This is a genomic window from Flavobacterium sp. UBA2787, assembly GCA_002352205.1.
In the GTDB taxonomy this organism is placed as follows: domain Bacteria; phylum Bacteroidota; class Bacteroidia; order Flavobacteriales; family Flavobacteriaceae; genus Flavobacterium.
Genome location: DEHZ01000016.1, coordinates 48,423 through 61,429 on the forward strand (window position 1 = coordinate 48,423; position 13,007 = coordinate 61,429).

9 protein-coding genes are annotated in these 13,007 nt (G+C 32.0%); all 9 read right to left on the minus strand.

Features of this window, described 5'->3' with window-relative positions; translation table 11 throughout:
* Nucleotides 1–990: an FAD:protein FMN transferase gene (locus tag B4N66_RS15420; protein ID WP_291096016.1), complete on the minus strand. Its 990-nt coding sequence runs from the start codon at nt 988–990 to the stop codon at nt 1–3.
* Nucleotides 991–1,425, minus strand: a complete 435-nt coding sequence (locus B4N66_RS15425; protein ID WP_291096018.1) for a thioredoxin family protein — start codon at nt 1,423–1,425, stop codon at nt 991–993.
* 78 nt (nt 1,426–1,503) lie between these two features.
* Nucleotides 1,504–3,531 (minus strand): hypothetical protein, encoded by a 2,028-nt coding sequence (locus tag B4N66_RS15430; protein ID WP_291096020.1) that lies wholly within the window; start codon nt 3,529–3,531, stop codon nt 1,504–1,506.
* Nucleotides 3,532–3,874: 343 nt separating this feature from the next.
* Nucleotides 3,875–4,621 (minus strand): 3-oxoacyl-[acyl-carrier-protein] reductase, encoded by a 747-nt coding sequence (gene fabG / locus B4N66_RS15435; protein WP_248433986.1) that lies wholly within the window; start codon nt 4,619–4,621, stop codon nt 3,875–3,877.
* Between the two features lie 116 nt (nt 4,622–4,737).
* The gene (locus B4N66_RS15440) at nt 4,738–5,889 is read right to left on the minus strand and encodes a hypothetical protein (RefSeq protein ID WP_291096022.1); all 1,152 of its coding nucleotides are present in this window, start codon (nt 5,887–5,889) and stop codon (nt 4,738–4,740) included.
* 11 nt (nt 5,890–5,900) lie between these two features.
* Complete coding sequence (locus B4N66_RS15445; RefSeq protein ID WP_291096024.1) at nt 5,901–6,779, minus strand: pirin family protein; 879 nt, start codon at nt 6,777–6,779, stop codon at nt 5,901–5,903.
* An 88-nt stretch (nt 6,780–6,867) separates the two neighbouring features.
* The gene (locus B4N66_RS15450) at nt 6,868–9,264 is read right to left on the minus strand and encodes a DUF7619 domain-containing protein (protein ID WP_291096026.1); all 2,397 of its coding nucleotides are present in this window, start codon (nt 9,262–9,264) and stop codon (nt 6,868–6,870) included.
* Nucleotides 9,265–9,537: 273 nt separating this feature from the next.
* Nucleotides 9,538–12,210, minus strand: coding sequence for a DUF7619 domain-containing protein (locus tag B4N66_RS15455; RefSeq protein ID WP_291096028.1), 2,673 nt, complete (start codon nt 12,208–12,210; stop codon nt 9,538–9,540).
* 166 nt (nt 12,211–12,376) lie between these two features.
* Nucleotides 12,377–12,910: a DUF1697 domain-containing protein gene (locus tag B4N66_RS15460; RefSeq protein ID WP_291096029.1), complete on the minus strand. Its 534-nt coding sequence runs from the start codon at nt 12,908–12,910 to the stop codon at nt 12,377–12,379.
* Nucleotides 12,911–13,007 lie beyond the last annotated feature (97 nt).

Below are 13,007 nucleotides of genomic sequence, written 5' to 3' on the forward strand. Positions count from 1 at the left end.
TTATTGTTTATCAAATTTCTTTAAGTCAATATTTTTAGAGTTGTGCACTACTCCTTTGTCATCCACAATAATGTATTCGATTCCTTTGATTTGGTTTACTAAATCGAGTCCGACATCAATGCCGAGAACGAAAATTCCGGTAGCCAGTGCATCGGCTAGTTCTGTGGTTTTTGCAAAAACCGATACACTAACTATTCCGGTGGCAGGATAACCTGTTCTTGGATCTATAATATGTGAATATCTCTTTCCGTTGAAAGTGACAAATTTTTCATAACTACCGGAAGTTTCTACTGCACTGTCTTCTAAAGGGAAAGTTGCAAACACTTTATTTTTATTCATCGGATTCACGATGGCTACTGTCCACGGTTTTCCATCAGGCTGTTTACCCCATGCAAAAATGTCGCCTGAAACATTTACAATTCCGGATTTACAACCGTTTTCGATTAATAAAGCTTTGACTTTATCGGCAATATAACCTTGACCAATTCCGCCTAAACCGAGTTTCATTCCTTTATTCTTTAGAAAAATAGTCGATTCATATTCGTTTAAGATGATATTTTGATAGCCAACTTTAGCAACTGAATTTTTGATAGCTTCTTCGGTTGGCATTTCTTTCATACTTCCGTCAAACTTCCAAATTTTATCCATGGATGCATACGAGATATCAAAAGCTCCGTTGGTTAGTTTTGAAATTTTAATGGCTCTTTCAATCAATTCAAAAACTTCTTTATCCACTTTTACCGGAGCAATTCCTGCATTTTGATTGACTTTGGAAATTTGTGTGGTTGGAATCCAATCGGAAATTAAGTTTTCAATGCGTTTAACTTCATCAATTGCTTGGTTGATAAACTGATTTCCTTGAACGGTATCAGTTGCAACTACAGTCATTTCAAAAGGACTGCCAAGCATAAATGTCTTTTTAGTGTGAACAATTTGTGCGGAAGAATTCCACAAAAAGAAAAGACTACAATATAAAAGAATAGTTTTCATTTACTTTTCGAATTTTTTAATCATCGCTATGTATTCTGCAGGTGATACATTTTTAAAACCTGTCATTCCGAGCACTTTCCCATTTTTATCCAACAAAACAACTAAAGGGAAGCTTCCTCCTTTATTATATTTTTCAGCCAATTCTTTGTTTTGTTCTGTTAATTCAGGAGTTAATTGATTGGCTTTTTTCTTTGGAAAGTCGGCTTTATAAGTGACCCAACTTTTATTTGCTTCAGCTTTAAACTCATCAGACATCCAAATGTTCTTTTCTAATTTCATACAAGGTGCACACCAATCGGAACCGGAAAAAACCAATACAATATTTTTGTTTTCCTTGATGGCAAGAGATTTTGCTTCTTCAAAATTGGTTTGCCAGTTTTGAGCATAAAAAAAATTAAGTGTAAAAAGGAATACGATGGAAATGTAACTTTTCATTTGCTTTATTTTGATGTAAAATTAACGCAAATGGAATCACATTATTAGTGAGAGGAATTCAATTAAGTAAATCTTAAGTTATAGTAAACCGTTATACTTTCTAATAAACCATTCTGAAACCAAAGCAAGAGCAATGATGATAAGTAACCAAACCCAATCGATAATTGGTGTTTTCTTAACTATTTCTTTTTGGATGGGTTTGTAGTTTTCGTTAGCCAAAAGTGATTTTATTAATTCATCAACTTGATTAGCTAAATATGTTTTTCCTTTAGTTTGATTAGCTAATTGATTTAATTTGGCATAATCCGGATTGACAAATTGTTTTTCAATGTCAAAATCTAAGACTTCAAAAAAGCCGGAATAGGACGTTTTAGAGTTGTTTTCGGTCACGGTAAACGAATAATTTCCGGCAGAGAGTCCGTCTAAATTTACCTTATATGAATTGGTGGATTTCAATAAATCATACGATTTGGTTTGATTAGTTGCTTTGTTTTTTACCGTAATGGATAAACGAGCATTGTCGTCAAACTCATAATTTTTATTGAAATATTGAGCATTAATTTCGATGGCATCGCCTGAATTGTAGAAATTTTCGTGCGTAACAACCAATGATTTTCGAGCATTATTTGACGATAGAAATTGAATTGTTTTATCGATAAAAATATCAAATTTTTCAAAACTTTGTTGATCGATGTGGCTTTGTAAACGCCATTTCCAAATGTTTTCACCTAATAAGAAAGCCGATCGTTTTCCTAGATTTTCTGTGTAAGCTAATAGTGGAGAATCGAGTTCAACATTACGAATTCTAGCTCCAATTAATTTATCGAAATTAGATTTTGAAGTTATGGTTCCGAAAGGATTTTGCAACGGAGGAAAGTTTTCAAAACCAATGTTATCAATGGCAAAAAGATTAAATTGTGATGAAAAAGTAGCCAAATAATCTTCTTGTTGACCACTCATTTTGAAATCAAACGTCGATTGTTGTTGGTTTAAAAAATTGAAATCAGTGTGTAATCCGGTGATAATCCAAGTGTTTAAATTGGCTAGGATATTTTTTTCGAAAACTGATTTGAATTCGGAAGTTGGTTGGTATAAAATTAATACATTAAAATCTTGTAACGAATTGATTTGATTTGGCTTAACAACTGTTACTTTACGTTGTTGATTAGTTTCAATGGCACGTTTTAATGCTCCGATATCGGGATGATTGATAGATGAAACAATCGCAATTTCCGATTTTTGATCGATGACTTCAACTGCAAAATTCTTAATGTTGTTGTAGGTGTTTTTTTCCAGTTCAGAGGATGAAATCGTTGCTTTAAAAACTTGCACACCCACTTTTTCGGCTGGTAATAAAACGGTGATTAATTGTGATTTTTGACTGGATGAAAAACTCACATTTTGTTTACTCAAAATTGAATTTCCTTGTGAAATGGAGAAAGTAGCATTCACATTTTTATTTCCTGAATAGTTGACAAAAACTTCAACCGGAAATTTATTTTTCAGAAAAGCGTATTTATTGACGTTAAGTTGACTGATTTTTAAATCTAAAACAGAAGTCGTATCTCCCAAAACAACAGGATAAACGGCTTTACTTTCATCGAATGAATAAATGTAATCGCTTCCTTGGGTTTGATTTCCGTCGGAGATGATAACGGTGGGATGATTGACACTTTTGTGGATACTTTTCAGCCCTTTTCCTACCCCATCGATTCGGGTTTGTGTTCCTTTGAATTCGAAAGTTTGAGACGATTCCAATTCGCTGGAAAATTGATAGGATTGTACTTCGTATTTTTCTTGTAAAGCGGAATTGGATGTCAGTTTTTTATAAACTTCTAACGCTGATTCTTTGGAATTTAATTCAGTAATTGATGACGAATTATCGACAACAATCGGCAACGGAATTTTGATGGTTTCAAATGATTTTCGGGTGAGAATTGGGTTGATTAATAAAACTAATAATCCGAAAATGGCAATGAAACGCAAAAAAGCCAAGAACCAATTGATTTTTGAATTGGATTTGGCTTTATAGAAATATTGAAAAAATGATACTCCTCCGGCTAATAATACTGAAAGTATGAGTAAAAGAACGGCATTGGTAGTCATTTTTTTCTTCTGTTTTTTATTTTACATTAACTCTCTTCTTGGCACGTTCTAGCCCCGATTGCAATGGAAAGCCTTGTGCAGCTTGGGCTGATTTTTTCTTGCTGAACCAAAGCGACCAACGGAAGCTCTTGGGGCAGCTTTGAAAAAACAGCCTGAGCAAACAAGCTTGTAATGGAAAGCGGGAATAGCTTCTTATCGGTTGTCGGTTTTCTGTTGTCTGTTTTCTAGCCTGCTTCGCAGGAGAATTCTATTTCGACTTCGTCATCTTGCGAATTGACAAACTGTGTGTGAAAACTGCGACTGTGACTGAAAACTGCGACTGGAAAGTGCAACTGAAAACTGACTACGTCAACATTCCCCCATCCACGTTCATTACTTGTCCGGTTACGTAGGCACTCAAATCTGAGGCTAAGAAAAGACAAGCATTGGCAACGTCTTCCGGTGTTCCTCCACGTTTTAATGGAATAGAATCTCTCCAGCCTTGCACGACTTCTTCGTTTAATTTTCCAGTCATTTCGGTTTCGATAAATCCGGGTGCGATGGCGTTGCAACGGATGTTTCGTGAACCTAATTCTAATGCAATTGACTTTGTAAAACCGATCATACCCGCCTTTGAAGCCGCATAATTTGCTTGACCGGCATTTCCTTTGACACCTACAACCGAACTCATATTAACGATAGAACCTTTGCGGTTTTTCAGCATAATTTTCTGAACGGCTTTGGTCATATTGAAAACCGATTTTAGGTTGATTTCGATTACTTTGTCGAAATCTTCTTCGGACATTCTCATTAATAAGTTGTCTTTCGTGATTCCGGCGTTATTGATTAAAATATCGATGGTGCCGAATTCTGCCAACACATCGTCGGCTAATTTTTGAGCTTCGTTAAAATCGGCTGCGTTTGATTTGTATCCTTTGGCTTTGATTCCTAAAGCGTTTAGTTCGTTTTCTAAAACCAAAGCTGATTCGGCAGACGAACTGTATGTAAATGCCACATTTGCTCCATGTTGAGCAAAAACTTTAGCGATTCCGCTACCAATTCCGCGACTGGCTCCGGTGATAATGGCTACTTTTCCTTCTAATAATTTCATGCTATGTTTGTTTGTTTTGTTTGATTTGAACGACAAATATAAGTAATTCTATTGGCAGAATAGAATGGAATTAGCGTGTTTTTGTTGTTAAAAGAAAATTAAAGTTTTGATGTTGACTACTCTTTTGAGGAACCATTAGTAATGTTTTGCGTAACTAAATAAAAAACAGTTACGTTGTTGCCCGATCTTTCTGAAATCTTCTGAATTACATACTTTTCATTTTCATATTGAGCCAAAAGCTGACCTTGGTTTTCAACAATTCTTCTGAATTTATTTTTTCGAATATCATGATCCAAAGACATAATGAGTTCTCGTTTTGGAATATAGAAAATTGCTCCTTCAGATTTTTTTATATAACATTGTCTACTTGCATTAACCCAACCTTGTTGCTGTTTGTCATACACCCAACCTGCTGAAATTTTATTTAAATTGTCTTGAATTTGATTGTCTGATAATTCTAAAAAAGCGAATAAGTCTTTAAAAATCACTTCTCGTTCTTCCGTTTTATAAACTTGTTGCAAACTTTCTTTAGAATTGAGAAGCATAATGTTGTGAGGATTTTCGCTTGAATAAATAATGTCAACCTGTTGTCCTTTATAAAAATGTTGAAATTGATATGTTGGAATTTCGATTGTTCTGCTGATGACTTTATTCTCTTTTGTTCTAAATTTTACGGTTATTTCCGCTTCATCGGGTCGTCTTCGTCGGATTCCTCCACCTTCGTAATAATTTCCGTTTACCACTAGTGCTTTTGCTTCAACTTTGGTTGCAAGTAATGTTTTTTCGGCACCACTTTCGATGAGCCAAGAGATTAAAAAATAGAAAATTACAGCCGGAATAGCTGCTAATAAACCAAAAAAGGAAAAGAAATTTCCTAAATCGAAATCCAAAGTAGGATTTTCATCAATTTTTTCTGGCTTCCATGAATTGTAAAAAAATATCATACAGTAAAGTCCTAAACACAATAAAAGTGTTCCGAAAATGGAAAGAATCCCAACGTTTGTAACAATATTTTGTTTTGGAAGTAAAATAAAGAAAACTAAAAGTGTCACTACAGTTAATGCTGTAGCAGAAAAAAACACAATTCTATTTCTCTTGATGATGAATTCTCTTTTGTATTGAGCGTATAACTTATTGGCTTCTTCTTTAATATGGATTATTTCTTCTTCTGATAAATTACTGGAATTTAATAATTTATCAATTTGATAGTTTAAGGCTTTACTTTTTTGTAAATCAAAAACCTTTTGGATAAGCTGGTTGTTGTTCATCTTTTTATGAATTAAAATCCTTCCGGAAGTGGCACATAAGTATCATCATTTTTAACCATTGGAAAGGTTTTATTCTTCCAATTCTCTTTTGCTTTTTCGATGGTTGATGCATCGGAAGCTACAAAATTCCAAAATATTTGGCGTTCTTGTTCAAACGGTTGTCCGCCAAAAAGAATGATGTGTGAGTTGGGGTGAATGGTTAATGAACACGCATCTTCCACTTTGGAAACCAGCATATTTCCTTTTTCTACGTGGTTGTCGCAAGCTTGGATGGATCCTTCGACGATGCAAATTCCGATTTCGCCACGCACTTGTCCGTTGATTTGAAGTTGGTATTCTTCCTTGGTTTTAATTTCCACCATGAACATATCTGAAAAAACAGGAACGGGAGAAGTTTTTCCGAAAGCGGTTCCGGCTACCAGTTTAAACTGGGTGCTTCCCTCCTGCCACTGCGGTAATTCATTCGAATCAAAATGATGGAATTCGGGTTGCATAAATTCTTTTTCTTTGGGAAGAGCGACCCAAATTTGATAGCCGTGCATGGTGAAAATGTTTCCGTTTCTGAGTTCTTGAGGCGTTCGTTCGGTGTGTGTAACGCCACTTCCGGCGACCATCCAATTGACTGATCCGGGTTGGATTTTGACTTTGGTTCCTAAACTGTCTTCGTGCATAACGGCTCCTTCTAACAAAAAAGTCAGTGTTGCGAGACCGATGTGAGGATGCTGATCGACATCCATGTATTTTTCGGGACCTAATTCTGTTGGTCCCATGTGGTCTATAAAAATAAACGGTCCGACCATTCTTTTTTTACGAAAAGGGAGAATTCTGCCAACTAAAAAGTCGCCGATATCGCGACTGCGTTCTTCTATAATTAAATCGATATTTGACATGATACAAGTTTTTTATAAAAATAAAGAAAAGTTGTGAGATAAAAAAAGCTCTATCGAAGTAGAGCTTATTAGTATAGAAAATGTGTTTTTACTGTTTTATGAATTTTGCTGTTGAGCTACCTTTATCAGTAAACACTTTTATAAAATAACTTCCCGATTGTAAGTTTGAAACATTTATCTCACCATTTTCAGCATGAATGGTTGTCATTATAATTTGTCCGAGTGTGTTGTAAATGGAAACCGATTTTACATCCATTTCGCTTTTTGTTTTAATGTTTAAAACATCTTTTGCCGGATTTGGATAGAGTGTGAAATTGGTTTCAAAATCAAAATCTTGATTGCTCAAAGGTTCTTCTATTGTTGTGGAAGTCGTATTAGTTATGATTGGAAAGTTATAATCAAAATAAATACTTGCTGTGTTTGTTAATTCATCACCTACTACCAAATTAGATTTCGTTTTAATTTTGAACGCTACATAACCATCGTTATTTTCATCATCAAAAGGGAGATTGATGTTTTCAAATATGAATTCCACTTTGTTACCATTGATTCTGGTAAAGAAATCATGACTACTACTTTGAGGAATTAGCGTATTTATTTCAAATTTTGTCGCATCAATTATATCTGCAATTACTACATTTTCGGCAGCAAAAGTTCCTGTATTTTCAAAACGAATGACGTAATGCACATATTCACCAACCATTTCGGGGGAAATTGTGTTTCCTTCTAAACAGGTTTTGTCATTTGGATCGTAGGAGTTCACAGCGGTAACCTTTATTTGAGAATGATTATCTGCTGGTACTTCATCATTTTCAATTGGTAAAATTATCGCATCAAAACCTAAATCATCACCCGCATTTACTGGAGGTGTTTCCATTGGAGAATTTATATTCAAAATTATTATGAATTCACGAACTTCTGTTGGCATCAGGTCGAGATAATTCATATTAATAAAATTTGTAGTTTGATTATAACTATTTGGAGAGCAACTCACAAAATCCATTAAAGTATTATCATATGTAAATAGAATACTTCCAGATTGTATTTGCGTTCCTTTATTTTTGTAAAGAATTTTAAAAGTAGAATTAAAACCAGGTCTAGAAGGAGTGATAGGTAAGACAGTAACTTCTAAATCATAATGAATTCCGTTGGGTGTAATACAGAAGTTTTGAATAAAAGGACTTGTTTCGGAAGGGAAATCTGTTGATACCGATGTTGGAGTAATAGTATAATAACTTGGGCTTTCTAAAACTGGTGTAATCGAATAACTTCCTTCTTGGATTGGAACTAAATAATTTCCAGAAGTATTAGTAATTAATGTCCCAGACTCTATTCCATTTGAGATTGTAAAATTCAAATTTGAATAATTTATATCTGAGTCATCACAACCATTATTGTTACTGTCATACTTTGTATCTCCTTGTATAGTATAAAATAAACCTCCCGGCACAAAAGAACAGTAAGTATTTGCATGGCAATTTGTATAACCATAATCAATTATTTTTTGTTGAACCATTGCTAAATCATTTTCATTTACGCAAACATATTCTAAATTTGGATTTACATCAAAGTTTAGATTATTCCAAAATTGATTGTTATTTTTAATATTTAAATATGTTAATTGATTGTTGCTACAATATAAAGTCTCCAAATCAACATTTTGAGAAAAATCTAAACTATTTAATTCATTATTAATACAATATAAACCCCTCAAAGCAATATTTTGTGTAACATCTAAGCTAGTTAATTGATTGCCATTACAAAACAAATTTTCCAAAGCTACATTTTGTGTAACATCTAAGCTAGTTAATTGAATGTTACTACAAGATAAAGTTTCCAAAGCTATGTTTTGTGTAACATCTAAACTAGTTAATTGATTGCTACCACAAGATAAATAATCCAAAGCTATATTTTGTGAAATATCTAAACTCGTTAATTGATTTTGATTTAATGATAAAGCTGTCAAAGCTAGATTTTGTGAAACATCTAAACTAGTTAATTGATTTTCATTTAATGATAAATAAGTCAGAGCTGTATTTTGTGTAACATCTAAATTAGTTAATTGATTTTTATCATAAAATAAAAATTCTAGTGCTAGATTTTGTGAAAGATCTAAACTAGTTATTAGATTTTGATTTAATGATAAAAAAGTCAAAGCTGTATTTTGTGTAATATCTAAGCTGGTTAATTGATTAGTAGAACATTTTAAACTTGTAAGATTTATAAATGCCTCAATTCCCGTCATATCTTGTATATTAGAGTAACTCACATCGAGTTCAAAGACATTTAGAGCTTCATTTTCCTGTATTTCCCCGTCATTATTAATATCTATCTTAATGTATTGACCATCAGTATCTAACGCAATATTATTAGATGAACTTGCCTGCAACAACTTCGCTTTAAAATTCGCATCAGGAATATTAATAATCTGAGCATTACCAATAAAAAAAGAAATAAATAAAACTAAAGTGTAAATTTTCTTCATAAAAAGTAATTGAAAATCAAATATATAAAAAAAGTCTTTCAAAAAATGGAAAGACTTTAACAATTGTATTAAAATAATATTTAGATAACAATCCCAATACTTCTTTTACTTTTCTACCAATTTCAGCCAATGAATCAACTAGATGAATCTAGCTAGATTATTCTATAATTAAATTAATGTTTGCCATTTGGAGTTTTTTATAAATTACAAAAAATTATGGAAATAAAAAAAAGCCCTATCGAAGTAGAGCCTTTTTGTATAGAACATGCGTTTTTATTGTTTAATGAATTTTGCTGTTGAGCTACCTTTATCTGTAAACACTTTTATAAAATAACTTCCAGTTTGTAAGTTTGAAACATTTATCTCACCATTTTCAGCATGAATGGTTGTCATTATAATTTGTCCGAGTGTGTTGTATGTGGAAACCGATTTTACATCCATTTCATTTTTAACCTTAATATTTAAAACATCTTTTGCCGGATTTGGATACAATATAAAATTAGTTTCAAAATCAAAATCTTGATTACTTAAAGGTTCTTCTACTGTTGTGGAAGTTGTATTGGTTATGATTGGAAAGTTATAATCAAAATAAATACTTGCTGTGTTTGTTAATTCATCACCTAAAACCAAATTTGGTTTCGTTTTAATTTTGAAAGCCACATAACCATCGTTATTTTCATCATCAAAAGGAAGGTTGATGTTTTCAAATATGAATTCAACTTTATTACCATTAATTCTGGCAAAGAAATTGTGACTGCTACTTTGTGGAATTAATGTATTAATTTCAAATTTTGTCGCATCAATAACGTCAGCAATTACAACATTTTCGGCAGCAAATGTTCCTGTGTTTTCAAAACGGATGACATAATGCACGTATTCACCAACCATTTCGGGGGAAATTGTGTTTCCTTCTAAACACGTTTTATCGTTTGGATCGTAGGAGTTAACTACTGTTTGGTTTAACGTAAATGTATTGTCATTTGGTGTTTCATCCGTTGCACTAGCAATAGTAGCAGTATAAACTAAAACATCACCATCATTTACCGCAGGGATTTCCATTGGCGAATTGATATTGAAAATTAAACCAATTTCTCTGGTTTCAAAAGGATTTAAGGCAGTAAAATTCCAATTTAAAGTGTTTGTTCCTGAACCATCAACTGATGGAATTGATGAAAGAATATCCATTATTGTATCATCAAAACTAAATGTTAGAGTTCCATTTGCCACTTGATTTCCTTTGTTTTTATAAATAACTTTATATTCAGCATCAAATCCGGGACGAGCCACTTCAATTGGAATGATTGATATTTCTAAATCATTTTTTATGCCATTGGGAGTGATACAAAAATCTTGTGTGAATGGACTGGTTGTAGTTGGAAAAGTAACACTTGCAGAAGTTGGCGAAATGATAAAGTCGTTTGGGTTTTCTAAAACAGGAGTAATTACGTGAGTTCCTGATTGAACATCATAGGTATAATCACCAGATTCATCAGGAATAAAAGAACCACTTAATGCACCGGAAGTAATGGTAAATTTCTGATTAGGCATAATAATATCTAAATCATCACAACCATTATTGTTACTATCATACTTTGTATTTCCTTGTATAGTGTAAAATAATCCTCCTGGCACAAATGAACAATAACTATTTACATGGCAATTGGCATAACCATAATTACTAATATTTTGCTGAACTAATGCTATATCATCTTCATCTGCACAAATATATTCTAAATTTGGATTATCATTAAAATCTAACAATATCCAATCTAATTGATTGTTATTTTTTAAAAATAAAGTTGATAACTGATTATTTTTACATATTAAAACATCTAATAATGGATATTGAGTAACATCTAGTGTTGTTAAGGGAATATCTGAACAATTTAAACCACTTAATAGTAAATTTTGAGAAAAATCTAAAGTTGATAATTGATTAGCAGAACAATCTATTGACTGTAAATTTAAATTTTGCGTTATATCTAAAGTTGTTAACTGATTACTAGGACAATTTACTGACAGTAAATTTAAATTTTGCGTTAGATCTAAAGTTGTTAATTGATTAGAGCCGCAACTTAATTCATTTAAACCAACACTCTGTGAAACATTTAAAGATGATAATTGATTAGAGGAACATTCTAAATAGCTCAAAATAATATTATTTGATGTATCCAACGTTGTCAATAGATTGTTTTCACATTTTAAATTAAATAACATACTATTTTGCGATACATCCAAATTTGTTATTTGATTATTAGCACAACCCAAATCACGTAACATAGGATTTTGAGAAATATCTAATGTAGATAATTGATTAAGTGAACAAAAAAGTTGCTTTAATTGTTGATTTTGTGAAACATCTAAATTTGTTAATTGATTACCTGAACAAAATAGAATTTCTAATTCTTGATTTTGAGATACATCTAAAGTTGTCAATTGATTATTGAAACATGTTAACTCTACTAAACTTTGATTATGAGATACATCTAAAGTTGTCAAATGATTATCAAAGCAAGTTAGCGAAGTAAGTTGTGGATTTAGTGAAACATTGAGTGTTTCCAATTGATTAAAACAACAATCCAGTTCTTTTAAATTTAAATTTTGAGAAATGTTGAGAAATTCTAAGTCATTAATTGCACAAATTAAATATTCTAAAGCTGAAAAGGAGCTAATTCCATCTAGGCTATTAATGTTTGAATTTCGAACATTTAAATATTTAATACCGCTAACTTCACTAACTTCAATTTCACCATTATTATTTGTATCAATTTTAATATAACTTTCAATATAACCATTAGCATTAGGTGTTTGTGTTGACGCAATCTGATTACTCGGACTTGCCTCCAGCAACTTTGCCTTAAAATTAGCATCAGGAATATTAATTATTTGAGCATTACCAATAAAAAAAGTAGTGACAAATAAAGCTAAAGTGTAAATTTCTTTCATAAAAAGTAATTGAAAATCAAATATATAAAAAATGTCTTTCAAAAAACGGAAAGACTTAAGCATCTTTAATTATTTAACAGTAAAGTTAAAACCCGACTACTTGAACTATCAAATGTAAATCTCATCCCCTTTTAACTTTATAAACTTTTAACCTTTTAACCTCTTCCTAAAACAACTCAATCAACTTATTCACTGTATTCCAATTTCGGGTTGTGGCAATTACATTTAACTTTTTTTCAATGTATTTTTGAGTCAGTTTTGTATTTCCTGCACCTGTTTCTAATTTCATATAGATTCTGTTTCCATCTATAAAGGCTTCGTCGGGTTTGAATTGACTTATTTTTAATTCGTTCAAAAAAGTATTGTTTAATTCTTTTGAAATAAAGGCAACGTATAGTTTTTTAGTATCAACCTCCTTTTCTTTTAAAAACGGATTATTAGTCAGGCATTTTTCTAAATCAGCTTTACTAATTACTATAACCGGAACATCGAAACCAAGGTGTTTCGCTATTTCTTGTTTGATGGTAAAACCAACACTATGCGAATTTTCATCTTCCGATTCTAAAAAAACATTTCCGGATTGAACATAGGTTTCTACATTTTGAAATCCACTATTTTCAAGGATGGTTTTGAGAGCATCCATTTTAATCATGTTGTGACCGGATACGTTGATGCCTCTTAATAGTGCTAAGTGTTTCATTTGAATTGTTTGTAGATTTATTAAAAATAGTAATTCTATTTTTAAATTTGATATGAAATTAATGGATTTTGTCAAGCTGATTTAAACAAAAAAAGTT

Coding starts and splice junctions, on each gene's coding strand:
- B4N66_RS15420 (WP_291096016.1), bottom strand. CDS start 990: ATGAAAACTATTCTTTTATATTGTAGTCTTTTCTTTTTGTGGAATTCT.
- B4N66_RS15425 (WP_291096018.1), bottom strand. CDS start 1,425: ATGAAAAGTTACATTTCCATCGTATTCCTTTTTACACTTAATTTTTTT.
- B4N66_RS15430 (WP_291096020.1), bottom strand. CDS start 3,531: ATGACTACCAATGCCGTTCTTTTACTCATACTTTCAGTATTATTAGCC.
- fabG (WP_248433986.1), bottom strand. CDS start 4,621: ATGAAATTATTAGAAGGAAAAGTAGCCATTATCACCGGAGCCAGTCGC.
- B4N66_RS15440 (WP_291096022.1), bottom strand. CDS start 5,889: ATGAACAACAACCAGCTTATCCAAAAGGTTTTTGATTTACAAAAAAGT.
- B4N66_RS15445 (WP_291096024.1), bottom strand. CDS start 6,779: ATGTCAAATATCGATTTAATTATAGAAGAACGCAGTCGCGATATCGGC.
- B4N66_RS15450 (WP_291096026.1), bottom strand. CDS start 9,264: ATGAAGAAAATTTACACTTTAGTTTTATTTATTTCTTTTTTTATTGGT.
- B4N66_RS15455 (WP_291096028.1), bottom strand. CDS start 12,210: ATGAAAGAAATTTACACTTTAGCTTTATTTGTCACTACTTTTTTTATT.
- B4N66_RS15460 (WP_291096029.1), bottom strand. CDS start 12,910: ATGAAACACTTAGCACTATTAAGAGGCATCAACGTATCCGGTCACAAC.